The organism is Brachyspira hyodysenteriae ATCC 27164, from assembly GCF_001676785.2.
In the GTDB taxonomy this organism is placed as follows: Bacteria; Spirochaetota; Brachyspiria; order Brachyspirales; family Brachyspiraceae; genus Brachyspira; species Brachyspira hyodysenteriae.
Window position 1 is genome coordinate 2,734,134 of the sequence record NZ_CP015910.2, and the last position, 24,888, is coordinate 2,759,021.

A 24,888-nucleotide genomic window follows, 5' to 3' on the forward strand; every position below is an offset into this window, starting at 1 on the left:
TTTATACATAGAGGCTGTATTATGAAAAAGATATCAATTGTTTTTTTAATGATGTTTTTGATTATAATATCATGCGGTAAAAAATCAGAAACAAATACTGAGTCAATTTCATCTATATCAATTAATTTAGGTCCTGAACCTAAGACTATGGATCCTACATTGAATTCTATTAACGTTGTATCATCTTATATACTTCATGCTTTTGAAGGATTAACAAAGATAGATTCAAATAATAATGTAAGACCTGGTATGGCAGAAACTTGGGATATATCAGATGATGGTTTAGTATATACATTCCATATAAGAAAGAATGCAAAATGGTCTGATGGTAAACCTGTAACTGCACATGATTTTGAATATTCTTGGAAAAGGGCTGTTGATCCAAAGACTGCAGCTGAATACTCATATATGATGGAAATAGTAAAAAATGCCAAAGAGATTAATGCAGGCAATATGGATTATAATAGTTTAGGAGTAAGAGCTATTGATGATTATACACTTGAAGTGCAGCTTGAAAATCCTGCTATTTATTTTATAGACTTCATAGCTTCTACAGTAGTGTTTATGCCTGTTAGAAAAGATATTATAGAACAATATGGAGATCAATGGACTTTAACTCCTGAAACATATATAGGAAACGGTCCATATAAAATGAAAGAAAGAGTAATAGATGAGAAAATAGTTTTTGACATTAATACTAACTATTACGATGCTGATAAACAAGTAGCTAAACAAATTAATTTTGTACTTATGAGCGATCCTAATACTGCTATTGCCGGTATAAGAGGCGGTACAATAGATTTTTCTGCATTAGAGCCTCCTTCTGCTGAAATAGAAAAATTAAATAATGAGGGTTATATAGTAGCAAATAATGCTATAGGGACTTATTACATAGAATTAAATATCACTAATAAAGCTTTTGAAGATAAAAGAGTAAGACAGGCTTTATCTCTTGCAATAGACAGAAACTATTTAGTAAAGAATGTTACTAAAGGCGGACAGGTTCCTGCGGGAGCTTTCGTACCTACTGAAGTAAGAGGATTAAACTCTACATTTAGAAAAGAAAATAAAGAATATATAGATGTTAATGATTATGAGAATAATGTAAAAAAAGCAAAAGAATTAATGGCTGAGGCTGGTTATCCTGATGGTGCAAATTACCCTGTTATAGAATTAAAAGTTTCTCCTGGTATTTATGTATTAGTTGGAGAGGCTTTGCAGCAGATGTGGAAAGAGAATTTAAATGTTAATGTATCTTTAGTACAGGAAGAATTCCCTATCACGCTTCAGACTTTAGTAGAAAAAGATTATCAAATGGCTAGAATGGGTTGGACAGGTGATTATAATGATCCTATGACTATGCTTGATGTTATGACTAGCGGCGGCGGAGTAAATCATACAGGATTTGCTAATAAAGAATATGATGATAATCTATTAACAGCAAAACAAACTGAAGATAATAATATAAGAATGTCTGCTATGGCTAAAGCTGAAAATATACTTATGGAAGAAATGCCTATTATACCTTTATATTATAGAGCAGATTCTTTTATGAAAAATCCTAAATTAGATGGTGTGGTATTAAATCCTTTAGGAAGACATAAATTTAATTATTCATATATTAAATAATAAAATGTTAGGAGAAAAATATGAAAAAAATAATAACTGTATTTTTAATGGCGGCTTCATTATTTGTTCTGTCATGCGGAGGAAGCGGAGGAAATAATAATGATGCTATAGTAATTAATATGGGGGCAGAACCTAGAACTATAGACCCTAGCCTAAATAGTTTGAATGTTGTTTCTGCTATGTTATATCATCCATTTGAAAGCTTAACAAAAATAGGTGCTGATGGAAAACTTACAGGCGGTATGGCAGAAAGCTGGGATATATCAGAGGACGGAAAGACATATACTTTTCATTTAAGAACTAATGCTTTATGGTCTGATGGTAAACCTGTAACAGCATACGATTTTGAATACAGCTGGAAAAGAGTTGTTAATCCTGATGTTGCAGCACAGTATGCTTCTTTATTAGAAATAATAAAAAATGCTAAAGAGATTAATGCCGGTAATATGGATTATAATGAGCTTGGTGTAAAAGCTATAGATGATCATACTTTTCAAGTAGAGCTTGTTGATCCTGCTGCTTACTTCTTGGAGTTTATGACTACAGTTTCAGTTTTTGCACCTGTAAGAAAGGATATTATAGAACAGTATGGAGATGATTGGACTTTATCACCTGAAACTTATATATGTAATGGTCCTTATCAAATGACTGAAAGAGTAATGGACGAGTACATCACTTTTGAAGCTAGAACTAATTATTATAATGATGAAACAGTTGCTAAGAAATTAAAATTCATTTCTATGGCTGATCCTAATACAGCTATTGCTGGAATTAGAGGAGGTACTATACATTTTTCAGCATTAGAACCGCCTTCTAGTGAAATAGAAAAATTAAAAGCAGAAAATTATATTGCTCTTAAAGACGGAGTAGGTACTTTCTATTTATCTCTTAATATCACAAATAATGCTTTGAAAGATAAAAGAGTGAGACAGGCTTTATCTTTGTCTATTGACAGAAATTATTTAGTATCAAATGTAACTATGGGCGGACAGGCAGCAGCTCAAGGTTTTGTTCCTCCTTCTATGGATGGTATCAATGGTCCGTACAGAGAAGAAGCAGGAATACTTATAGATACTGACAACTATACAGCAAATGTAGAAAAAGCTAAAGCTTTGATGGCTGAAGCTGGATATGCTAACGGAGAAGGTTTCCCTGTATTAGAGATAAGAGTTTCTCCTGGACTTCATATAATAGTTGCTGAAGCTATACAGCAGATGTGGAAATCTAATTTAAATATAGATGTAACATTAAAGAATGATGAATATCCTTTAGTTCTTCAGTATTTATTAGAAAGAAACTTTGATATTGGTTCTATGGCTTGGAATGCAGATTACAGAGATCCTATGACTATGCTTGAGATTATGGTTAAAGGCAATACATTCAACTATGGTTTATATGATAATGACGCTTATAACACTTTAGTTAACAATGCTAGAAAAACTGCTGATCCTGCTGTTAGAATGAAATATATGATGGATGCAGAAAAACTATTGATTGATGATATGCCTTTTATACCTCTTTATCATAGATCATATACTTTAATGGTTAGTCCTAAATTAAAAAATGTTGTATATAATGCTTTAGGAAAACATAAATTCAATTACTGTTACATAGAATAATTAATAAAATAATAATAAATAATTATTTATTAAAAAGGGGCTTTATTATAAGCCTCTTTTTTTATTTTCATAAGTCAACATTCTTTAAATAAAATTTTCTATTTTTTTATCAATTTATAATTTACATAGCAGCTAATTAAATTTTAATTAATTAGTTATTGACAAATATTTATATTAGGATATAAATAATATGTTAACATAATAATTTATTATATTGGATGAGTTCTATGAAAAAAATAATTTGTTTATTAATCACACTTTGTTTATTATTGATATCATGCGGTAATGATCAGGATGGCGTTGAAACTATAAGAGTAAGTATTGGGGCAGAACCTCAAAGTATAGATCCTTCATTTTTGTCAGCAATAGACAGTATGATCTATGCAGTACATGTATTTGAAGGACTTACATCAAAAGATGAAAATGGAAACATAATAGGAGGAGTTGCTGAAAGTTGGGATATATCTGAAGACGGACTTACTATTACATTTCATTTAAGAGATAATGCTAAATGGTCTGATGGAAAAAATGTTGTTGCAGATGAATTTGTATATTCTTTCAGAAGATTAGCAGATCCTAAAACAGCATCAGCATACAGCTTTTTAATAACTCCTGTAAAAAATGCTGATAAAATACTTAAAGGAGAACTTCCTGTAGAAGAGCTCGGAATAAAAGCATTAGATGAAAAAACTTTAGAAATATATTTTGAAAGCCCTACAGCATATTTTTTGGAATTAGCAGCTATTCCTATATTCTCACCTCTTAGAGAAGAATTTATAAGTGATGATTGGACTTTCTCTACTAATACATACATAGGTAATGGTCCATATAGAATGATAAAAAGAAAACCTGATGAGATAATATCATTAGAATTGAATACTAATTATTGGAATAAAGATGCTATGATAGCTAAAAGAATAGATTTTATAATGTTCTCTGATGTATCCACTGCTTATGCTGCTTTGAAAGAAGGCTCTATTTTATATTCATATAAAATACCTACTACAGATATAGATTTGCTAAGAGAGGAAGGATATTTAGTTACAACAGATTCTTTAGGAACAGCTTATTATGCTTTGAATAATACAAATGAAGTTTTAAAAGATAAAAGAGTAAGAAGAGCATTAGCTTTAGCTATAGATAGAAACTATATAGTAGAAAATATCACAAAAGGCGGAGAGAAACCTGCGGCTGCTTTTATACCTTATGGCTTGAAAGATGTAAAAGGTGATTTCAGAGAAAATGGAGGCGGATATTACAGCGTTAAAAAAGAAGATTATCAAGCGAATATCGAAGAAGCAAAAAAACTTTTAGAAGAAGCAGGATATACTAATGGAGAAAATTTCCCTGTATTGGAATTTAAAACAAATCCAGGAACAGGCATTACAATAGCAGAAGCTATTCAGCAAATGTGGAAAGAGAATCTAAATATAGATATGACTATCACTCAGGAAGAATGGTCAGTATTTCAAAAGAACAGACAGACAAGAAATTATGTGGTATGCAGAGCTGATTGGATAGGAGATTATCTTGATCCTATGACTTTTGCTGATCTATTCGTTAGTACAAGTGCAGGAAACAGAGTAGGATACAATAATCCTGAATATGACAGACTTATATTAGAGGCTAAAAACACTATTGATAACAATATAAGAATGGCTAATATGCATAAGGCTGAAGATAAACTAATAGGTGAAGATATGGCTTTTATACCTATTTATCATTATACATCTTGTTCAATGCAAAATACTAAATTGAAAAATGTTTTAGTTGATACTTTAGAAATAAGAAGATTTTTTTATTCGTATATAGAATAAAAATTATATTTTAAATATATTTTTTCGATTATTAAATTAAAGCATAATAATAAAAAAAGTTAGTATTTGATTTTTGAATACTAACTTTCTTTATTATTTTCTAATCATTTTTATTAATTATTTTGCTAAGGCCATTGCTAATTGACTGTGTCCGGCATAAATTAGATTATATATTTCTTTAAATCCGTTTCTATCCATATAATGAGCCAAAGCCTCTGATCTAGCACCTGTAGCACAATATAAAAGATATTTTCCTGACTTATCTAAATCATTAACTAATTTTTCGGATATCGGATCATTCAAATCTATTAATATGCTTCCTTCTATTGCTCCTGTCATATTAACTTCCATTTTGCTTCTTACATCTAATAACTTTATATCATTACCTGACTTTATTAAATCAGCAGCCTCTTGAACATTTAAAGATTTTAACATTATAAACACCTATTTTTTAATATACATACTATAGGTATATTATAACATAAATATATATAAAATCAATATATACTTTATTAAATTTACTCAAATCTAGTGAAAGGCATATTCTCTATAGCACCTTCAGCCCCTATAGTTTCATTTAGCTGACCATTTATAAGAAATATAACATTATCTATACCCTCAAATTGAGTAGCTGTATATACTAACTGATAAATCTGCACCATAGTTCCTTCATTTCCTAAAGGATTAAATTCAAAATTCTCATTGAAATTTAAATATACTGTATTATTCTCAATGAATATATCGAGCAATTCGGTATCTTTAGGTATGCAGCTTATTATATTTCTATTATTTTCTTCGTCAGTAGCACCAATCAATAATTCTTTTATGGCTTCCTCTACAGAAGATTTATTATTAAATTTTCTTTCTCTAAATATCAATGTTATAGAGCCTGTAGATTCGCTGTATTCAACTAAATATATTCCTTCATTACTATTTTCTTTGAGTTTTCTTTCTTTTATATCTCTAGTAATATTATTATTAGCTTTTTTTATATTATAATTATTTATATCATTCTGAGCTTTTTTAATAATTTCTTTTTTATATTCAGCATTATTATTTTTTATTATATTATCATTTTTCAATACTGAGGTTTCTTTTATATTATCTTTTAATTCATTATTTTTTGCTATAGTGCTTTCTATACTTTCTATTGTATTATTTTCTTCATCTGCAGGCTTATTTATTATTGAATTGTTATTATTTTCCCTGCTGTTATTTACTATAGTATTATTTTCTCTTACAGGATTATTATTATTTGGATTAACCATATCTTTTATTACTCTATTATAATCAATATTGGGTTTATCCAAAGAATTAGTCATTGTATAAACAGATGTCTGCATTATATCTTTTCTATTTGGCTTTGTATTATTATTTACTATAGTATTGTTTGCAGATTTTTTAGTATTATCATTTATTGTATTTTCTTTTATATCATTATTTAGCGTATTATTATTAACTTGATTGTTATTTACTACTCTTTCTTTATCATTATTATTCAAATATTTATCAATATCAAAATTATAACTTTCATTTGTATTTATATTATCTTTCTTAGTATTTTCTACATAGCTAGCCGGAGGCTTTGTACTGAAAGTAGTAGTTGATGCCGGCTTCATAGTTGTTGTTTCTCTTTTTGTAATATTATCTTTTGGCTTTAAAATATCATCGAATATACCTTTTTTAGTTTCTGTATTATTTTGTATATTGGTATTTTGAACATTATTATTCTGTCTATTTTCTAATATCATCTGCTCAAGATAATTATATGTTTTCTCTTCTTGAGTATGAGTATTTTCTATATCTGCAACAATGATATTTTCTTCACTATTATTTGCAGCATCATTTTCAGGTATTCTATTTAATGTATTCATATTATTTGAATGTATAACAGATTCATGATTATTTCCATAATCTACATATCCGCTGTCATAAAGTATAGAATTATTACTTCCGCTGTTATTAAAGAAAGGAAGCAAAGATTCTTTAGTTATTATACCCGAGTTTGTAATATTTTCAGACATCATATCCAAAGAAGTTTCTATTTTGGAATTTGTTTCATATGCCATTACAGATAGAGTTTCATTTGTATCTGCTTTTATAAAGAAGTTAAATAATGGTATATTATTTAAAAAGCTCATTTTATTTTGATCTTCTGTAACACCATCACTTTCTAACAGCATTGCTTCTTTATGATTAATAGAAAAGAAATCTTTTATAGCTATATCTACCATAGGAGAATATTTTTTCACAACTGTAAATATCAAAGCTGCTGCGATGATAAAAGTTACAGAAATAATTATAGGTTTTTTCAAATTTATTTCTTTACTTTCGTTTCTAATTTGTCTCGTATATGATATACTTTTAGATTTTGATTTAAGCTGCTCGTATCTTGGCACTTGTTTACTCCAGAGTATTATATATCATTTAAATTATCGATAAAAAACTGAATGCTATTAGAATTTATTTTACTGGGAGACAAATTGAATATATTGACATTTTAATAAAAAAACCCTTTTAGAAAACTAAATTTCTAAAAGGGTAATTTATTCTTATTTAATTATTTTTTATTGTAAATGAACAGCATTGCGTGATAAGAAATTTTTTCTGTCATTAGCATATTTAGCTTTAGAAGAAGTAGGATATTCAGCTAAATATTGATTATAAGTTTTGTAAGCTTTTTCAAAATCTCTTATATTGTTATTGCCTTTTTCATATATTTCAGCTAAAAGAAGTATAGAATCTCCGCGTTTAGAAAATTTTACATTTTTTTCTAAAGATTTCTCTAATATATTAGCACCGTCAGAAATTCTTCCAAGCTGTTTCAAACTATCAGCCATTTCATAAACAGCATTTCCGTATAATGGAGTTTGAGAATAATTGTTCATTACATCATTAAAATATACTATAGCTTCATCATGTTTATTTTCAGATTTTTTCATAACGCCCATAGAATATATAGCTGCTGCTTTTTCATTATTGCCGCTATTTTTTAATTTTGAAGCTTCATTATACATATTAAAAGCATTGTTATAATCTTTCTTTTGATTATAAATATCTCCTATTCTAAAATGACTGTATACAGAATATTTAGAATTTGGATATGAAGTTATAATATTGCTGTAAGCATTGATTGCATTTTCATAATCTTTAACATTTTTTAATTCTTCTGCTGAATTGAATAATGCTATGATTTCAGGATTAGTTTCAACTGCTTTAGCAGGCTTATCAGTTTCTTTTTTTATTATTGAAGTTTGAGCATTATTTGCTGCCTGATTAGTCTGATTTGCATCATTAGGAACTACATCATTTGTATTAACCATATTAGTATCTGTATTGTTAGTATCCATCATATCATCAGTCATAACATCATTAGTCATCATCATATCATTAGTAGACATAGTGTTAGTGTCATTATCAGGATCTAATATAGCATTAGTTTCCATAGAAGCTATGCCCTGACTATTAGTTACGTTTATAGTATAGAAATATTTTCTTATGATACTTTCTTCATTATCAACTTGGAAATCAAGTTTTCCTATACCTGCAGTCAAAGTTCTGAAAGTAAGGAAAGCATTAGTTTTATCTCTTGTAAATCTTACGAAGTCAAGATTAGTAGAATAGCTTGTTATACGAATATATCTGTCAAAGTTAGTAGCATTCAATTTTATTGAGAAAAGTGTATTTTCAGATAAATCTACAGACTTAACCAAATCAGCTTCTATAGGACCATTTTTCATACGAACGGAAGAAGCATTAGTTACAACCTGATCATCCGGCTGTACAGTAATTGTTTCCTGAGCAAATGCTGCATTGATCACAACAAACATTGCAACAATAGAAGAACATAAAAAAACACGCATAATTTTCTCTCCTAAAAGTTAGTATTATTTTTTTCGGCTTTCTACAAAGTTTCTTGAGTACTCTAAATCTTCAAAATTCAGATTTTCTTTTGTAGATAACATTTCGCCTTTTAAAATTTTTTCCTCATCCTCTTTAAGAAGATTGATGGCTTTTGAGTTTTCCTCTTCCGGACTTAATGGTATTACTTTAGGTTTAGAGCAAGAACCTATTAATATTCCAGAGAGTATTACTAATAATAACCAAACAAATAAAATTATGAAAAATAAAATCTTTTTCGTCCTGTAAAAATCTTTTACTTTTTCAACCATTAAGTTATACCTCTAATCAAATTATAAAATATAGTAAAAAAATTGCAATGAATTTATACTCATATATTAAAATTTACAATAAATTTACTAATAAAATTCAGATGCAGCTGTTAAAATATATCGTATGATTGAAATTAATGTTTAGCATTTAAATTTTTATACATTTAATTTAACTTTTCAATCCATTTAAATACTTTATCCAATATATGTTCACTGTCCATAGCCTCAAAGAATATACCATTAACTAAATTATTATGATAAATATTTTTATTATCAAATATAATACACTCAGCCAAGCCGTCATGAAAGCTATTAACCTTATTAGAAAAATTAATTGAATTATCAGCATCACAAATAGGATCCAATTCTGAATGAACGCATAATACCTTTGTTTTCTCGCTTCCGTCTATATGATTATAAGGATTAGCATCTTCTCTATTATATTCCTCTTCAAATAGCTGATCAAGCATAGGAGTTATTATATCATTAGTACATACATTTAAATCAGTTGGTCCTCCAAGCGATACATATCCTTTAAAAATATTAGAATCTATATTGTATTTCTTATGCATTTCCTTATGGTATACAAGCAAAGCTCCCAAATGTGCACCTGCTGATGAACCTATTACTATAATATCAGAATAATCAATATTCTTATTTTTCAAAACTTCTAGTGCCTTATTAAATCCTGCAAATACATCTTCTATTTGAGCGGGGTATTTATATTTTTTACTTAATCTGTATCCTAATAAAATAGTATGGAATTTCTCTTTTGCAAATCTTCTTCCAACGAATCTGTATAAATTAGCATTACCCTCTCTCCAGCCTCCGCCATATAAATAAACTATAACCTGTTTCTTTGGACTTTCATTTTCTTTTAACTGAGGTGCAAAATATAATATATATTGGGCCTTATTTTTATCAAATATATACTTTTCAGGCTTTATTTTCTTATCAGCTTTTATAAAATTAACAGCCATACTTGGATAAGTGAGATACTCGCCAAGTAAATTTTTTCTTCTTATCTTTTCCTCTATTTTTTTCTGTTTTCTTTCCAATTTGGATTTTTTTTCTTCAAGTTTCTTTTGTTCTTTTTCTTTTTTTATTTGCTCTTTTTCTTCTTTTTTATTATCTTCCATAAGAATACTCCTTAACTTAAAATTATAAATTATATATGAAAAATCTTTATTATAGATGAAATAAAATCAATTCTAAATAATATAAGCATAGCTAAAATAACTATTATTCCTCCTCCCAAAGCTGATAAACTGCTCCAAAATACAAAATTAAATAAAGGTAGAATTATCATTAATATTGATATAAATGAAGCAGACATTATATAAGAAACATATTCATTAAAATATTTTCTATCTATAACTGCAATAAAAAACATAGCAATATTTAAACCAAGCGATAAAAAAGGAATGACATAATTAAATGACCATTTATAAAATCCGGTACACATATCCACTACAATAACAATAGGCATAAGTATAAAAAACTCTATAAGTAATTTTTGTCTTAAATATAAAGTATCCGCTGTAAAACATACATATGTAAAATATGCAGATAATATTGATATAACAGATATTACAGCCCAATTATATTTTGAATTAGTTGAAATATTTACTATTATCAAAGCTATTATTGCTGCTAATGATGAAATCAAAACTATTTTCTGAGCATTGATTTTTTTCTGCATTTTATAAAACCATTCATAAGAATGATATTCTTCATTTATTATAGTATTATCATTATTATTTAATTCTTTCAAACATAAAGGACATATATTTTTATTAGTTTTTACTTTTAATCTGCAGTTATTACAATAAGCCATTTTATTTATACTCCGTAATCATTAGAATAAATTTCCACTTCTGTAATATTAGATATATATCTAAAAAAATATTTTATTATATCAGTTTCTATTACTGTTCTATTAAATGTAATAGATAATTTATCATCGAAACTGCATAAGCCGCAATTTAAAGGACTGTTTATTGTAGGATATACAACAGCTTCAAAATGACTTATATAATCTTTCATATCATCAGGCAAGGATATACTTCCAAAATTCGATACGGTCATAGTTTTCATTTTATCTTCAAAAAGTTCAAATGCCAAATTAACTATAAAATTTTTAATAACTAAAGGTATAAACTTTGCAAATATATTATTTTCTAATTTCGTATTCTCATATATAAAGTTCTGAAGTCTTTCCTTACTGATTTTATCTTTCATCTCTCTATTTGTAATCATTATAATATCATCAAAAGTTAATTCCTTGTCTGTGGCAATCAATATATTAGCAACACCAAAGAAATTTTTTAAAGATATTGAAGGAAATATGCTTCTTAAATTAACAGGCACGCACATAACTATATTTTTTCCGTCAAGTCTGTTTTTTATTCTAGTTTCATAAATAGAATAAACCAAAACTGATAATATATAAGATGTTATTGTAGTATTATGCTTTTTACTTTCTTCTTTTATACTTTTCAAACTCAATATTCCATGAACTACATTATCGCCATAAAATTTTAAAGGCTTTCCTTTAATCAAATAAATATTTTTTATCTTTTTTTCTTTCTTAGTTTCTATTTTATTTTTAGTATGCACATAAAAACTGTCATCATAGTCTGCCATTATAGGAACAGTATCTTTAAATATATCATCATTTTTATCATCAATATTTTTTCCTAGCAAAACAAAATAATGATATAGTAAAGATTTTAAAAAACTTATTAAAGCTGTAGCATCAGCAAGAGAATGATAAACTTCTGTAAAGATTCTATATTTATAATACCCTACTCTCAAAAGATATCCGTTATTTAATTTGCTGTTTATATTATAGCAAGGGTAATATTTATCTTCTTCTACGATCAATCTTCTATGATTTTCTTCAAAATAATTCCAAAAAAGTCCTTTCTTTATCATAAGCGAAAGTGTCGGAAATCTTTTTATTGTGATATCTAATGCATTCTGAAGTATTTGAGGATTAACCTCTTCGCTAAGAACAACGGATACTCTGAATATTGGTATATTTTTTTTATTTTTTATAGAAACGAAAAGTTTAGCAGCATTATCCAATTTATAAAGATGTTTCATAATAATCGCCCATAATTTAATATTAATATTTTAAATCATTTGCTTTATTTTTCAATAATTAAATTAGGCATAAAAAATATATTTAGTATATTATAGTTCATATTTACCTTATTTTTTTGGTATATCTTATCATACAAAACAAATGGCATTATATATATTAAAATTTAAAATGTTTGCATCAACTCTAATATTATACCATCAGGATCTTTGAAATATAAAGCCTTACTCTTTGAAAATCCGTAAGAAGTAAAATCGAATTCCTGAGGCGATGATAAGCATTCTACATTATTATCAATTAAATGTTTATATACTTTTTCTATATTATCTACTCTGAAGCATATTTCAGACGTAGAAATTTTATTTAATTTAGATTCATCTTTTATAGTTTCAGGACTTATAAATTGCAATAATTCTATAGGAGGAGCTATTATATTATCGCTGCCGTTAAGATAAGCAATTTTTACTTTGCAGTCATTCATTGCAAAAAGAGCATCTGTTTCTTCGCCTTCCATTAAAGCCTCTCCTATTAATGTTAAGCCTAAAACATCTCTGTAAAAATTAATAGATCTTTCCATATCGCTTACTGTAAGACCTATATGCATTACTTCCTTTAACATAAAATTCACTCCTAATAAAATTTTATCAATATAATTCTAACAAAAAATAAAATAATATGAAATATATTTAATAAAATTAAATTTTATTAACGCACGGTGAATGAATTATCATATATAAATTTAAATCATATTTTTAAATTAATCTATATTTAAAGTTCTGCTATGCGTGCGGTGTATAAGAATATAAATATGATAATCAATCAAAATATACATTATAAGTTGACAATAGTTGTATTTTGATATATAATTATGGCGAATAAATAATCTATAAATAAAAAATCTAATAAACAGAGGTGTAATATGTCAGGACACTCCAAGTGGGCTAGTATTAAACATAAAAAAGCCGCAAATGACTCAAAAAAAGGTAAAATTTGGTCAAAAATAGCAAAAGAAATAACAATCGCAGTAAAAGAAGGCGGAAGCCCAGACCCAGACCAGAATGCAAGATTAAGAATGGTTATAGTAAAAGCTAAAGGTACTAACATGCCTAATGATAATATAGACAGAGCTATAAAAAGAGGTGCTGGAGCAGGCGAAGGTGCTAATATCGAAGAAATGTCTTATGAAGGTTATGCTCCAGGCGGAGTTGCTATCATTGTAGACGTTGCTACAGATAATAAAAATAGAACTGCTGCTGAAATAAGATCTATATTCAGTAAAAACGGCGGAAACTTGGCAGAAAACGGTGCAGTTTCTTGGCAGTTTAAGAAAAAAGCTGTTGTAATGATACCTGCTGCTGGAAATACTGAAGAAAGTTTAATGGATATAGTACTTGATGCCGGCGCTGAAGATATAGAACAAGATGAAGAAGTATTTACTATCACTGGACCTATGGAAACTTTATCATCTATAGTTGATGCTTTAAAAGCTAAAGGTATAGAACCTGAAAGTGCTGAAATTGTACGCGTTGCTGATAATACTATGACTATAGCTGAAAATGATGCTAAAAAAGTTATGAAAATCATAGGTTTATTTGAAGACCATGATGATGTTTCTGCTGTAGCTACTAACTTAGAAATCACTGATAACTTAATAGAAGAATAATAATTATCATAAAATAAACAATCAAAAGCAATTAATATCTTTATGATAACTTTAGGAATAGACCCGGGATTTGCTAGATGCGGATATGCTTTTATAGAAGCAAAAAACTCTGCATATAAAATAGTGGATTCCGGGCTTATTGAAACCTTTCAAAATCAAGAATATAATCAAAGACTTTCTTTTATATATACTCAATTAGATGAACTTATAAAAAAATATAAGCCTTCTAATGCCGCAATAGAAGAATTATTTTTCTCTAAAAATACTAAAACCGCAATAAAAGTTGCCGAAGCTAGAGGCGTTATAATATTAGCTTTAACACTTAATAACATTGAGTTTCAGGAATACAAACCGAAAGAGGTAAAGTCTCAAATAACAGGCAATGGAAATGCAAATAAAGATGCCATGATGAAAATGGTAAACCTATTCACAGGCTCTAATATTATTCAAGATGATACAGCCGATGCTGTAGCTATTGCCTTGGCTCATGCCTCAAGAAACAGAATATTCAATGATATCAAATGATAGGTTTTTCATAATTAATATCATCTATCAAATATATATTATCTTTATGATTAGTCTTAGGTGTTTCAGTGTCTTCTGATGTTTCCGATGTTTCTGAATTTTCTGATGTTTCTGAGTCTTGAGAACTTTCATCTGTTGATCTTTGATTTTCTAGTATAGATTCAAATTCTGCTTTATAATTCTCTAATATAGTGCCGCTAAAATCAGCATATAATAAAATATCTTTTAATTCTTCTAAATCATAAACATAAGTATATGTATACTTTGCACTGCCTATAGTTTCTAAAGCTCTTACGGCTAAAGTACTATTATACAATAACTCCTTAAGTAGAGTTAAACTTTTCTGACTTGCAATTTGCGAATTTGTTAATGAATAAAATTCGCTTTCACCATATTTATTTAAAGATGTATTTCTAGGTTCATTTTTACCTAATCTATATATGAGATCTATTTTATCATTATCATTAATACGCTGTTTAAAAAGCAAAGAAGGAGTATATAAATTAATATTAATAGAATTACTGTTTACTTTTATCATTAAAGTATTGAAGTTTAAACTATTTTGTTCCTGCTTTTTTATAAAAATAGAAATTTCTTTTTCATCTGTTATAGGATCTATTTTTTCAACCAAATGCCATTTACCAATTGAATAATACTGCGAATATAATATAGAAGAACTGATAAAAATCATAGCAATAATAATTCTATTTATTATGTACATAAACAACTCCATTTACTTCTCTATAGTTATATTATGATAGTTTTCTCAATTAAAATCAATAATAAATATGAAATTAAAAAAAAATTTTGTGTATTTTAGTTTACATATCAAAATAAAAACAGCAGAAAACTAATAATTTAGCTCTCTGCTGCAATAAAAAATAATAAAATAAATGTTATTTTTATTTTAAATTAATTTCTTTAATTTCTACTTTATCAAGTAAATTATTCATATCTTCAAATGTTGTAAGCCCCTCATTAAAAGCTGTAGCAGTACCTGAAGCTATAGCATATTTATATGAATCTAGTATACTTAAATTTTTACTTATACCATATACAATACCAGCTACCATAGCATCTCCGGCACCAACAGAACTTATAAGCTTTCCATCAGGAGCATTACCTATATAAGAGCCGTCCTTATTAACTAAAGCAGAACCATCTTTTCCCAATGATACTATAACATTCTCACTGCCGTCTTCTACTAATTGCTTAGCATAAGTTATAATATCATATACTGTTCTTATATCCCTTCCAAAATATTCAGATAATTCTTTTCTATTTGGTTTAGTAAGAAAAACATTTTCTTTCACTGCTATTTTAAAAGCATTCTCTCTTGAATCTAATATTATTTTTACATTATTTTTTGATTTTGTTTTTTGTATAATATCTTTATAAATATCTTCTTTAACAGAACTAGGCACACTTCCTGAAAGAACTAATATATCATTATCTTGAATATTGTCTATAATAGAAAGTAATTCATCTATATTTTCAGGCAATATTTTAGGAGATTTACCCATTATTTCTGTTTCTTTCTTTTCTGTTTTTATTTTCACATTGATTCTAGTATTTTGTGCAAGAGAAATAAAGTTATCTTTAATTCCATATTTATTTAAATCTGTTTTTATATATTCCCCTGTAAAACCTCCGCAAAATCCTAGAGCAATGGATTCAATTCCAAAATTTTTCAATACTTTAGAAACATTTATTCCTTTACCTCCGGCTAAAGTATAAGAGTTATTTACTTTATTTAATTCTCCCTCTTCAAATTTATTCATGTCTATGTAATAGTCTACTGCTGGATTTAATGTTAAAGTATAAATCATGAAAACTCCTCTTTTTTAGTAAATAATATTAATTACATAGAAGTATATACGAAAAAATAAAAAAATAAAATATCAATTACAATAAAAAACTATTATCATATTTTACTTAATCAAAGTAAAAATATATAAAAAATAATTCTTTGACTTTTTTTGTAATTTAATTATACTTTATTTATATAATAAAACTTTTTAATTTGGAGTATTAATATGGCTGTTTTAGTATGCGGAGGAGCCGGATATATAGGCTCACATGTAGTTAATGAACTTTTAAAACAGAATATAGAAACTGTTATAATAGATTCATTAGAATATGGGCATAAAGATGCTATTAAAGACTGCAAGAATTTTTATCAGGGAAATATAGGAGACAGTGATTTACTTGATAAAATTTTTAAAAGTCATGATATTGATTCTGTAATGCATTTATGTGCTTATATAGAAGTAGGAGAAAGTGTACAAAATCCTGCTAAATATTATCATAACAATGTATCTAATTCTATTAATCTTCTTAATGCAATGCTTAAAGCAAAAGTAAAGAATTTTATATTTTCTTCTACAGCTGCAGTTTATGGAGAACCAGAAGCTATACCATTAAAAGAGGATTGCAGAAAAGAACCTACTAATCCTTATGGAGATAGTAAATTAGCATTAGAAAAAATACTTTCTTGGTATACTAAAGCTTATGATTTTAATTATGTGGCTTTAAGATATTTTAATGCTTCAGGTGCTCACCCAGACGGACATATTGGTGAAGATCATAAACCTGAATCACATTTGATACCATTAATACTTCAAGTACCGCTTGGAAAAAGAGAATCCATAAAAATATTCGGTGATGACTACCCTACTCCTGATGGAACTTGTTTAAGAGATTATATACATGTTTGCGATTTGGCTTTAGCACATATTGCAGCTATGAATTACTTAAAGAAAGGCGGAAAAAGTGTTGCTTGTAATTTGGGTAATGGAAACGGATTTAGTGTAAAAGAAGTTATTGAAGTAGCTAGAAAAGTAACAGGACATCCTATACCTGCAGAAGTTTGTCCTAGAAGAGCCGGAGATTCATCAGAGCTTATTGCAAGCAGTGAGAGAGCGAAAGAAGTTTTAGGCTGGACTCCTACTATAGACTCATTAGAAACTATAGTACAAACTGCTTGGAATTGGCATAAAAATCATCCTAACGGATATAATGACAGATAATATTTATTTATAACAATAAAAAATTAAAGGGGCTTAAATTAAGTCCCTTTTTTATAGCTTTATTCTAATTTCCCACCCTCTATGCTTTTCAATTAATTTATAAAATTTTTGTTTTTATTTCTTTAAGGCTATAATTAAAAAAACATGCCCGCCCTAGATTATTTAAAAATACAGATTTACAAATACGCACGTTTAGCAATTCTAAATATATAAATTAATTAATCATTCAAATTTAAATTATATAATAAAATCTACTCACCGTGCGTTTAGATAGCCAAAAATCTAATCAAAAGCTTGGGTGGGTTGTGCTTTTTTGTGTTAGTTAACAAAATAAAGAATATAAATATGTGAAATAAAGGCAATAAATATATAGGGCGGGGAATTAGAATAAAATTTTAATATATAAAAAAAGGAGGCTTAAAAAGCCCCCTTATTAATTAAATCATATAATGATTATCTGTTTCTATAATATGATTTATTATAACCGCCTCTGTCATTATATCTTTTATTGTTGTAACCGCCTTTTCTTTTTGAATATACTTTTACACTTCTGTATGGCGGTTCACCATCACTCTTAGTTTCAACATCATTATCATTTTGAAGTTCTAAGTGTATTATTCTTCTTTCATATGGCGACATAGGATCTAGAGCTACAACTCTTCTAGTCTTTTTAGCTTGCTGAGCAGCCTGACGAGCAATATGCTTTAAAGTTTCTTCGCGTCTTTCTCTGTATCCATCAACATCTAATATAATATGCCTTTCAGTATCATCATTGAATTTTTTAGAAGCTATCAATGAAATAATAAACTGTAAAGCTTCCAAAGTAGCACCTTTTTTACCTATTAAAACACCAGAGTCCTCTGTAGAAATATTAATATAAATTCTTTTTTCACTTTCTTCTTTAGCAGTAACCTCAGCATCAACGCCCATATATTTTAAAATATTAGATACTATAGATTGAAATTCACCTAAATTTGTAGAAATTTCCTCATAATAAACTCTTATAATAGTAGGAGATTCTTCTCCAAAACCTAACAATGTTCGTTTACCCTTATCTATTACCTCAATTCTAACCTGATCTTCCGTAAGATTAAGTTCCTCCAGTGCCTTACTAACGGCTTCCTTTTCTGATTTACCACTAAACTCTTTTACTAACATAGTATCCTCCTTTCTATATGATAAAGCAACATTTTTTATATCGCTTTTAATTTGTTAATAACCATTATCTCTTTTTTCTTTTTTTCTTTTTACCTATCTGTTTTGTTTCTTCTTCCTCAACTATTTCATTAGTATTAGATTTATCTATCTTTGAAGTTATAAACTGCTGAGCAACCCCAAATATATTCTGTGCTGTCCAATATAAAGCAAGTCCGCTTGCAAAGTTATAGAACATAAGAAGCATCATAAGCGGGAAAATAGTAGTCATCATCTTCATCTGTGCAGCTGCACTAGAATTTCCTGCTGAAGACGAAGGCTGCAATTTCATACTTAAATAACTAGTCAATGCCATCACTATAGGGAATAAGTTAAAATTAAAACCTCCTAATATAGGTATGCCTGCCGGAAATACAAATAATTTATCAGGAGAAGAAAGGTCTGTTATCCATAAGAATGGAGTATTCCTTAATTCTACCATAGACTGCATAAGATAGAAAAATGCTATTAACAATGGAAATGGCAATAACATAGGAAGACATCCGCCTAAAGGATTAATCTTCTCTTTTTTATAAATAGCCATTATCTCAGCATTTAATTTATCAGGATTATCTTTATATTGTTCTCTTATGCGCTCTATTTTAGGATTAACCAATTGCATCTTTTTCATAGATTTATAAGAAGCATGATTGAGCGGAAAAGTTACAAGCTTAAATAAGAATGTAAACAACAATATAGCCCATGCATAATTCTTTGTAATATTATACAGAGCATTAAGAATAACATCTAATATATAAGTTAAAGGTCTTAAATTAAGTCCTAAGAAAGATTCTTGGAATATAGATTCATAAGATTCTTCTAAATAATACTTAGAAAAAGTTCTTCTTACTTTAGGTCCCATAAATACTGAATAATTATCAGTAATAGAAGAACCGCTTTTAATAGTATGTTTAGACATTAAATTTGCTACATGAAAATCATTTCTATATTCATTAGTTGAAGGCTTAGAAAAAGTCATAGTTTCAAAAACAGTATTATTAGATTGTGCAGGAGAAGAAATAATAGCAAAATATCTATTATTCAAAGCTACCCATTTATCCTCACCTTCATATATAGCATATCTCATCTGATTAGTTTTGATTCCCTTTGAAGAATTACCAAATCCAAATAATCTTGAGAAAATATTATCTTTTACTATATCTCCTGTTAATAATATTTTAGATTTACCATTTCCTTTTATCAAATATTGTGCTTTAGTAGCATCTTCTCTTATGGCATTTTTATCTGTTCTGTATGGACCTATACCTGTAGCGAGAAAATATGAATAAAATAGAGAAAGATCTTTTTCACCTACATTTTCTATATTAACAGAATTTTTTAACTGATATGGATCTTCACCAAAAGTAAAAGTTTTAGTTATTTTAACTTCTGTATTATCAATAATAGCATTAGCAGAATATGAAACTTTATCGCCGCTTTCTTCTATTAATTGATAATCCAAATTTTCAGGTATTGCTATAGAATTTGATAGGTTTTGAAAAGTTACAGTAAAAGGATAAATACCTTCATAAACCTGCTCCACCATATCAATAATTTCATTAGTAGCATCTGCCCCTAAATCCTGCGGATAATAATTTTTTAATTTATATGAATACAAAGAACCATTTTTAAAAGTTGCTATAACATACTCATTTTCAAGTATTTTTTCATTATCATTTATTACAGCATTTGTATTTTCTATCTTTTCTATTTTTTGCATTTGAGCAGTATTCAATAGAATGTTTTCAGAAGTTATATTATTATTATTATTATTACTGACAGCATTTGAATTTGTACTTACATTAGAATTATAAACAGGCTTCATTGTTTTTGCCTGATAGAACATGTATAGAAACATTATTATAGCGGAAAGTCCAATAGCTATAACCATTCTTTTATTATTGCTCATAAAATGTTAAAGCTCCTTAAATCAATAATATACAAACAAGAATTCTTTAAGCAATTAAAAAAGGAAGATGGTCTAACATATAAAAAATACTATGGCACAGGATCATATATTTTTTTTGCTAGGGGGTTACATCTCAGTACTCTGGCAATTGCAAGAAAACTACCCTTTATAGCTCCGTATTTAATGACAGCCTGTTTAGCATATTCAGAACATGAAGGTATATATCTGCAGGAAGGTCTTAAATAAGGTGAAATAGCTTTCTGATACAAAAAAATCAAAAACAAAAGAATATTTTTCATATATACAAAACCTTCTGAAATAATTTTAATAAGTCTCTTTTATAATCATCAAATGAAGGCAGCTTATAACTATCAAACCTATTAACTATAATAAAATAATCATATCCAGTAGGAATTTTATCTTTTTGAGTTCTATATATTTCTCTAACTATCCTCTTAGCTCTATTTCTGCCCACAGAATTAGTTTTGTTTCTTTTTATAGTTACAGCAAACCTAGAATATGAGCGATTATTTTTTAATAAGAGCACAGTGTATCTAGAATTATAAATTCTTTTAACACTGCTGCTATTATTAAAGAATGCTGATATATCGCTTCTGTGCTTTAACCGCTCTTTACTATATAATTTCAATGAGTATTCCCTGTAACAGTTTTCCATAAGTACTGCTTAATAATTGCTTAATATTTTACTCATCTGCTGCAGTTAAACGATATCTACCCTTTCTTCTTCTGCGTTTTAAAACATCACGTCCATGTTTAGTTGCCATACGTTTAAAAAATCCGAATTTTCTAGCACGACGCAACTTACTTGGCTGATAAGTTCGTTTCATATATGTCTCCTTAAAGATTATATTTCTTTATTAATTTCATAGTAAAAAAATTTATACAAATATACTCGTGTATTATACTATACAACTTTAGTCTTGTCAAGTACATAAAAACGGTTCAAAAAAACAGCTATATATTAATATATCACAATTTATAATATATTTTATTTATAAATTTGATATTATATCATTTAATGATATAATGATCTGATGAAGAAATACTTACTTGAGAATAAATTAGAAGATATTACTCCATTAATAGAAAATTTATCTACCGAGGTAAAGAAATATATACCAAGTAATGAAATGGATTTATTTGCAGCTGCATTATATGAAGTAATTATGAATGCAATTGAGCATGGAAATCTTAATATTTTATATGAAACCAAAAAAAACTGGCTTAAAAAAAATATTTACCATAAAAAATTAAAAGAACTCTTAAAAACCGAAAAAGCTAAAAGCACAAATGTAGAAATAACATTGCAGATAGAAGAAGATAATATTACTATTGCAGTTAAAGATCAAGGACTTGGATTTAAGCCTAAACAGGAAGCAAAAAAAATAAATAATGACGGATTTGCACGTGAAAGCGGAAGAGGAATTATGATGATTAAATCATACTTTGATGAAGTGAAATTCAATAAAAAAGGCAATGTTATAACATTAACAAAATTAATAAAAAAAGAATAATTTTTTGAAATATAAACTTTTCTTTAAATTAAGAAAAAGTTATCGGATAATTTTATAAAAATTTATTAATAGCAGCAATAAAATAATTTTTAAAGAGATTCAATTTATGTCTAATGATAAAAAAACAAAAAAAGTGAAAAATACTAAATATTTCCGTAAATCACCTCCTATACAATTAGATACAGGATTTGTAAGTTTAGAAAGATTTATGGCTATTAATGAATATGATGACGGATCTTTTTCCAGAGAATATAACTGTGATATAATAAATAGAAAAGGAAGAGATGCTGTTATTATAGTACCATATACATATATAGATAATCAAATACATGTTCTTATGATAAGCACTTTCAGACCTGTTGTTTATTATAGAGAAAAAGTAATGACAGGAAAAAGCCCGGAAGAAATTGATGAACATACTATGAATTTCTTAGAATTCCCTGCTGGTATGCTCGAAGAAGATGAAATCAATGAAAAGAATCCTAATCAGGGAATAAAAAAATGTGCTAAAAGAGAGCTTGAAGAAGAGACAGGATATAGTGTAGATTTAAAAAAGATAAATGTACTAGGGCATAGATATTATAGTTCTTCAGGCATTATAACAGAAAGAATTAACATTGCCACATGCGATATAACAGGATTAACTCCAAAAAAAGAGATTCAAACTGACGGATCTGTAATGGAAGAAACTATAGAATCTTTTTTTGTACCATTTGATAAGGCTATGAGATGGTGTAAAGAAGGTGTTATAAAAAATGCAGGTACTGAAATAGGACTTCATAGGCTTTATTTTTCAATATTATACGAACATCAAAAAAACCATAATTTAATACTTCAAAAAAGGCTTCACACTCTTTTAAATGAAATAAATTCTCTTAAAAAAAGTGCTGAACATTATAATAAATTAATAAGAGAATTTAAAGCTACTGTATCACATGAATTAAGACATCCTTTCACAGAAATAATGGGATATATTAATCTGCTTAAAAAGAATAATATGCCTGAGGAAAAAAGAGAAGAGTTCTTTAATATAGTTTCAAGAAGTATTAAAAAACTTTATGATACTAACAACAATCTAATACAGATCGCATTAAAAGATGATGAAAGTTCAAAATATGTATCTGAATTTAATATAAAAGAAGAACTTGATATAATCATAGATGGTTATAAATTCATTTATCCTAAAAATATAAATATAGAAATGAATATAGAAAAAAACTGTACTACATTAATAGGATATCATGAAAGATTCAGACTTATTATGGAAGGCATAATATCAAATGCTTTCAAATTCACTAAATCAGGAACCATATCTATAAATGTAAGACCTTTAGATACGATAGAAAAAAAAGAACTTGATTTCTCACCTGATCTATTTAATTACCATACTATGAAAAATATAATACCTAATGAAATTGAAATAATAGTAAAAGATACAGGAAAGGGAATAAAACCAAGTAAATTAAAAAAAGTATTTATACCATTTTATCAAGCTGATTCTAGATTTGAAAGAGAGTATGGCGGAATGGGTATTGGTTTATCTGTTGTAAAAGATTTGCTTGATACTATGCAAGGCACAATAAATATAGACAGCTCAGAAGGTGCCGGAACTATAGTAAAATTAAGAATGCCTTTTGGTATTCCAAGCAAGAATTAATAATATTATTAAATTAGACTAATAATTCAAAACGAATTCATATTATTAATATGCAATAATTTAAACAAATATTAGGTAAGCTGTGAAATTTAAGTTTTAAAACTTATTTTCACTCCCCGCCCCTTTTATTTTTCAATCAATTTATAAATATACAATTTCATATTTCATCATTATCTACTTAGAAAATATAACACCCACCCAAAATTTTTTTTAATTAAGCATATTAATCAACGCACGCTAAGCAAAATTATAAATATTAATAACATTGGAATTCAAATTTAAATATATTAAAAAAATGCCGTCCACCGTGCGTTAATTAAATTATAAATTTTATATTCTCTAGGGCGGGCATGCTTTTTCTTAAACAAAATACTAAATATAATGAAATAATAAATACTATAAAAATAAAAAAACAAAAGGGCGGGAAATGAAAATAAAATAACAAAAAATATAGTTTTAAATACTAAAAATATAAATATATAACCATATAATAAATAATTGAATGCAAACAATTTTTATTAGAAATAATAAATTAATTTCTATTTTTTTTTATTATTATTTTTCTTCCATTATCTTCAAAATAAAAATCATCTGTATATAAAGAAATAAGAAATATCCCTCTTCCGCTGTCTTTATAAATATTATCCTGAGACTCTGTTAAACATATCATAGCTGAGAAATAATCAAAACCATCTCCCTCATCTTCTATAACGACCTTAATCATTTCATCATTTATATAAAAATCTATACTTACATTTTTATTATAATCATTTTTATTTCCATGAACTATTGCATTAGTTAAAGCCTCCTCAAAAGCTACTCTAAATGCATCACATCCTTCTATTTGATTAGAATGTAAAAAATCGAAAAAATCATTGGAAACTTTAGGTACCAATAACTTATTACTAGGAATTTTTACTGACAATATTTTTTCCACTTTATTTCCGCAATATTCTATACTCATAGTTCAACTCTATAGCAATAATAAATTATAGTACTATAACTACTTACATTATATTTAACTATAAAGTAT

General features: G+C 27.4%; 24 protein-coding genes. 8 read left to right on the top strand and 16 right to left on the bottom strand.

Going from position 1 to position 24,888, the window contains the following annotated elements:
• Positions 1–21 precede the first annotated feature (21 nt).
• The 3 genes from BHYOB78_RS11920 (at position 22) to BHYOB78_RS11930 (ending at position 5,065) form a co-directional block, all read left to right on the top strand.
• Positions 22–1,629, top strand: a complete 1,608-nt coding sequence (locus BHYOB78_RS11920; RefSeq protein ID WP_020064746.1) for a peptide ABC transporter substrate-binding protein — start codon at positions 22–24, stop codon at positions 1,627–1,629.
• Between the two features lie 20 nt (positions 1,630–1,649).
• Positions 1,650–3,248, top strand: coding sequence for a peptide ABC transporter substrate-binding protein (locus tag BHYOB78_RS11925; protein WP_020064745.1), 1,599 nt, complete (start codon positions 1,650–1,652; stop codon positions 3,246–3,248).
• A gap of 227 nt (positions 3,249–3,475) precedes the next feature.
• The gene (locus BHYOB78_RS11930) at positions 3,476–5,065 is read left to right on the top strand and encodes a peptide ABC transporter substrate-binding protein (protein WP_020064744.1); all 1,590 of its coding nucleotides are present in this window, start codon (positions 3,476–3,478) and stop codon (positions 5,063–5,065) included.
• Positions 5,066–5,182: 117 nt separating this feature from the next.
• On the opposite strand, the gene BHYOB78_RS11935 is transcribed toward BHYOB78_RS11930, so the two are convergent.
• The 8 genes from BHYOB78_RS11935 to BHYOB78_RS11970 all read right to left on the bottom strand — a co-directional run bounded on the left by BHYOB78_RS11935 (position 5,183) and on the right by BHYOB78_RS11970 (position 12,962).
• A complete protein-coding gene (locus tag BHYOB78_RS11935; RefSeq protein ID WP_012671037.1) occupies positions 5,183–5,500 on the bottom strand; it encodes a rhodanese-like domain-containing protein in 318 nt (105 codons plus the stop codon).
• An 83-nt stretch (positions 5,501–5,583) separates the two neighbouring features.
• Positions 5,584–7,464 (bottom strand): GerMN domain-containing protein, encoded by a 1,881-nt coding sequence (locus BHYOB78_RS11940; RefSeq protein WP_020064743.1) that lies wholly within the window; start codon positions 7,462–7,464, stop codon positions 5,584–5,586.
• Between the two features lie 168 nt (positions 7,465–7,632).
• Positions 7,633–8,928 (bottom strand): tetratricopeptide repeat protein, encoded by a 1,296-nt coding sequence (locus BHYOB78_RS11945; protein ID WP_020064742.1) that lies wholly within the window; start codon positions 8,926–8,928, stop codon positions 7,633–7,635.
• Between the two features lie 24 nt (positions 8,929–8,952).
• Positions 8,953–9,237 carry a hypothetical protein gene (locus tag BHYOB78_RS11950; protein ID WP_012671040.1) on the bottom strand — a complete coding sequence of 95 codons (285 nt, stop codon included), beginning with the start codon at positions 9,235–9,237 and terminating at the stop codon, positions 8,953–8,955.
• A gap of 164 nt (positions 9,238–9,401) precedes the next feature.
• A complete protein-coding gene (locus BHYOB78_RS11955; protein WP_020064741.1) occupies positions 9,402–10,376 on the bottom strand; it encodes an alpha/beta hydrolase in 975 nt (324 codons plus the stop codon).
• A gap of 29 nt (positions 10,377–10,405) precedes the next feature.
• Positions 10,406–11,074, bottom strand: coding sequence for a DUF6320 domain-containing protein (locus tag BHYOB78_RS11960; RefSeq protein ID WP_020064740.1), 669 nt, complete (start codon positions 11,072–11,074; stop codon positions 10,406–10,408).
• Between the two features lie 5 nt (positions 11,075–11,079).
• Positions 11,080–12,345, bottom strand: coding sequence for an alcohol acetyltransferase (locus tag BHYOB78_RS11965; protein ID WP_020064739.1), 1,266 nt, complete (start codon positions 12,343–12,345; stop codon positions 11,080–11,082).
• 164 nt (positions 12,346–12,509) lie between these two features.
• Positions 12,510–12,962 carry a VOC family protein gene (locus BHYOB78_RS11970; RefSeq protein WP_012671044.1) on the bottom strand — a complete coding sequence of 151 codons (453 nt, stop codon included), beginning with the start codon at positions 12,960–12,962 and terminating at the stop codon, positions 12,510–12,512.
• Positions 12,963–13,262: 300 nt separating this feature from the next.
• Here BHYOB78_RS11970 and BHYOB78_RS11975 point away from each other — a divergent pair, with 300 nt between their 5' ends.
• Both BHYOB78_RS11975 and ruvC read left to right on the top strand, forming a co-directional pair.
• Positions 13,263–14,006 (top strand): YebC/PmpR family DNA-binding transcriptional regulator, encoded by a 744-nt coding sequence (locus BHYOB78_RS11975; RefSeq protein ID WP_012671045.1) that lies wholly within the window; start codon positions 13,263–13,265, stop codon positions 14,004–14,006.
• A gap of 42 nt (positions 14,007–14,048) precedes the next feature.
• Entirely contained in the window at positions 14,049–14,531 is a 483-nt protein-coding gene (gene ruvC / locus BHYOB78_RS11980; RefSeq protein ID WP_020064738.1) for a crossover junction endodeoxyribonuclease RuvC, read from the top strand.
• Here ruvC and BHYOB78_RS11985 read toward each other — a convergent pair.
• Positions 14,524–15,252: a hypothetical protein gene (locus tag BHYOB78_RS11985; RefSeq protein ID WP_012671047.1), complete on the bottom strand. Its 729-nt coding sequence runs from the start codon at positions 15,250–15,252 to the stop codon at positions 14,524–14,526. The genes ruvC and BHYOB78_RS11985 overlap by 8 nt on opposite strands.
• Before the next feature lie 181 nt (positions 15,253–15,433).
• A complete protein-coding gene (gene pfkB, locus BHYOB78_RS11990; protein WP_020064737.1) occupies positions 15,434–16,360 on the bottom strand; it encodes a 1-phosphofructokinase in 927 nt (308 codons plus the stop codon).
• Between the two features lie 207 nt (positions 16,361–16,567).
• Between pfkB and galE the strand changes: the two genes are divergently transcribed.
• Complete coding sequence (gene galE, locus BHYOB78_RS11995) at positions 16,568–17,560, top strand: UDP-glucose 4-epimerase GalE (RefSeq protein WP_012671049.1); 993 nt, start codon at positions 16,568–16,570, stop codon at positions 17,558–17,560.
• Between the two features lie 453 nt (positions 17,561–18,013).
• Here galE and jag read toward each other — a convergent pair whose 3' ends face one another.
• From jag to rpmH, 5 genes are all read right to left on the bottom strand, one after another.
• On the bottom strand, positions 18,014–18,718 hold the full coding sequence (gene jag / locus BHYOB78_RS12000; protein ID WP_012671050.1) for an RNA-binding cell elongation regulator Jag/EloR: 705 nt from the start codon (positions 18,716–18,718) through the stop codon (positions 18,014–18,016).
• 64 nt (positions 18,719–18,782) lie between these two features.
• On the bottom strand, positions 18,783–20,663 hold the full coding sequence (gene yidC, locus BHYOB78_RS12005) for a membrane protein insertase YidC (RefSeq protein WP_020064736.1): 1,881 nt from the start codon (positions 20,661–20,663) through the stop codon (positions 18,783–18,785).
• Between the two features lie 89 nt (positions 20,664–20,752).
• A complete protein-coding gene (gene yidD / locus BHYOB78_RS12010) occupies positions 20,753–20,962 on the bottom strand; it encodes a membrane protein insertion efficiency factor YidD (RefSeq protein ID WP_020064735.1) in 210 nt (69 codons plus the stop codon).
• Positions 20,959–21,339: a ribonuclease P protein component gene (rnpA, locus tag BHYOB78_RS12015; RefSeq protein ID WP_020064734.1), complete on the bottom strand. Its 381-nt coding sequence runs from the start codon at positions 21,337–21,339 to the stop codon at positions 20,959–20,961. Before rnpA ends, yidD begins: the two co-directional genes overlap by 4 nt.
• A 28-nt stretch (positions 21,340–21,367) precedes the next feature.
• Complete coding sequence (gene rpmH, locus BHYOB78_RS12020) at positions 21,368–21,511, bottom strand: 50S ribosomal protein L34 (protein ID WP_008723263.1); 144 nt, start codon at positions 21,509–21,511, stop codon at positions 21,368–21,370.
• A gap of 207 nt (positions 21,512–21,718) precedes the next feature.
• Between rpmH and BHYOB78_RS12025 the strand changes: the two genes are divergently transcribed.
• Both BHYOB78_RS12025 and BHYOB78_RS12030 read left to right on the top strand, forming a co-directional pair.
• A complete protein-coding gene (locus tag BHYOB78_RS12025) occupies positions 21,719–22,198 on the top strand; it encodes an ATP-binding protein (RefSeq protein WP_012671054.1) in 480 nt (159 codons plus the stop codon).
• 106 nt (positions 22,199–22,304) lie between these two features.
• Positions 22,305–23,855 (top strand): ATP-binding protein, encoded by a 1,551-nt coding sequence (locus BHYOB78_RS12030; RefSeq protein WP_020064733.1) that lies wholly within the window; start codon positions 22,305–22,307, stop codon positions 23,853–23,855.
• Positions 23,856–24,387: 532 nt separating this feature from the next.
• On the opposite strand, the gene BHYOB78_RS12035 is transcribed toward BHYOB78_RS12030, so the two are convergent.
• A complete protein-coding gene (locus tag BHYOB78_RS12035; RefSeq protein WP_020064732.1) occupies positions 24,388–24,819 on the bottom strand; it encodes an ATP-binding protein in 432 nt (143 codons plus the stop codon).
• Positions 24,820–24,888: the final 69 nt, after the last annotated feature.

Excerpts from the sequence above, each read along its gene's own strand:
- BHYOB78_RS11970 (WP_012671044.1), bottom strand. The coding sequence starts at position 12,962 with ATGTTAAAGGAAGTAATGCATATAGGTCTTACAGTAAGCGATATGGAA.
- BHYOB78_RS11920 (WP_020064746.1), top strand. The coding sequence starts at position 22 with ATGAAAAAGATATCAATTGTTTTTTTAATGATGTTTTTGATTATAATA.
- BHYOB78_RS11975 (WP_012671045.1), top strand. The coding sequence starts at position 13,263 with ATGTCAGGACACTCCAAGTGGGCTAGTATTAAACATAAAAAAGCCGCA.
- pfkB (WP_020064737.1), bottom strand. The coding sequence starts at position 16,360 with ATGATTTATACTTTAACATTAAATCCAGCAGTAGACTATTACATAGAC.
- BHYOB78_RS11945 (WP_020064742.1), bottom strand. The coding sequence starts at position 8,928 with ATGCGTGTTTTTTTATGTTCTTCTATTGTTGCAATGTTTGTTGTGATC.
- BHYOB78_RS11985 (WP_012671047.1), bottom strand. The coding sequence starts at position 15,252 with ATGTACATAATAAATAGAATTATTATTGCTATGATTTTTATCAGTTCT.
- BHYOB78_RS12035 (WP_020064732.1), bottom strand. The coding sequence starts at position 24,819 with ATGAGTATAGAATATTGCGGAAATAAAGTGGAAAAAATATTGTCAGTA.
- yidC (WP_020064736.1), bottom strand. The coding sequence starts at position 20,663 with ATGAGCAATAATAAAAGAATGGTTATAGCTATTGGACTTTCCGCTATA.
- BHYOB78_RS11960 (WP_020064740.1), bottom strand. The coding sequence starts at position 11,074 with ATGGCTTATTGTAATAACTGCAGATTAAAAGTAAAAACTAATAAAAAT.
- jag (WP_012671050.1), bottom strand. The coding sequence starts at position 18,718 with ATGTTAGTAAAAGAGTTTAGTGGTAAATCAGAAAAGGAAGCCGTTAGT.
- BHYOB78_RS11950 (WP_012671040.1), bottom strand. The coding sequence starts at position 9,237 with ATGGTTGAAAAAGTAAAAGATTTTTACAGGACGAAAAAGATTTTATTT.
- rnpA (WP_020064734.1), bottom strand. The coding sequence starts at position 21,339 with ATGGAAAACTGTTACAGGGAATACTCATTGAAATTATATAGTAAAGAG.
- ruvC (WP_020064738.1), top strand. The coding sequence starts at position 14,049 with ATGATAACTTTAGGAATAGACCCGGGATTTGCTAGATGCGGATATGCT.
- BHYOB78_RS12030 (WP_020064733.1), top strand. The coding sequence starts at position 22,305 with ATGTCTAATGATAAAAAAACAAAAAAAGTGAAAAATACTAAATATTTC.
- yidD (WP_020064735.1), bottom strand. The coding sequence starts at position 20,962 with ATGAAAAATATTCTTTTGTTTTTGATTTTTTTGTATCAGAAAGCTATT.
- BHYOB78_RS11955 (WP_020064741.1), bottom strand. The coding sequence starts at position 10,376 with ATGGAAGATAATAAAAAAGAAGAAAAAGAGCAAATAAAAAAAGAAAAA.
- BHYOB78_RS11935 (WP_012671037.1), bottom strand. The coding sequence starts at position 5,500 with ATGTTAAAATCTTTAAATGTTCAAGAGGCTGCTGATTTAATAAAGTCA.
- BHYOB78_RS11930 (WP_020064744.1), top strand. The coding sequence starts at position 3,476 with ATGAAAAAAATAATTTGTTTATTAATCACACTTTGTTTATTATTGATA.
- rpmH (WP_008723263.1), bottom strand. The coding sequence starts at position 21,511 with ATGAAACGAACTTATCAGCCAAGTAAGTTGCGTCGTGCTAGAAAATTC.
- BHYOB78_RS12025 (WP_012671054.1), top strand. The coding sequence starts at position 21,719 with ATGAAGAAATACTTACTTGAGAATAAATTAGAAGATATTACTCCATTA.
- galE (WP_012671049.1), top strand. The coding sequence starts at position 16,568 with ATGGCTGTTTTAGTATGCGGAGGAGCCGGATATATAGGCTCACATGTA.
- BHYOB78_RS11965 (WP_020064739.1), bottom strand. The coding sequence starts at position 12,345 with ATGAAACATCTTTATAAATTGGATAATGCTGCTAAACTTTTCGTTTCT.
- BHYOB78_RS11925 (WP_020064745.1), top strand. The coding sequence starts at position 1,650 with ATGAAAAAAATAATAACTGTATTTTTAATGGCGGCTTCATTATTTGTT.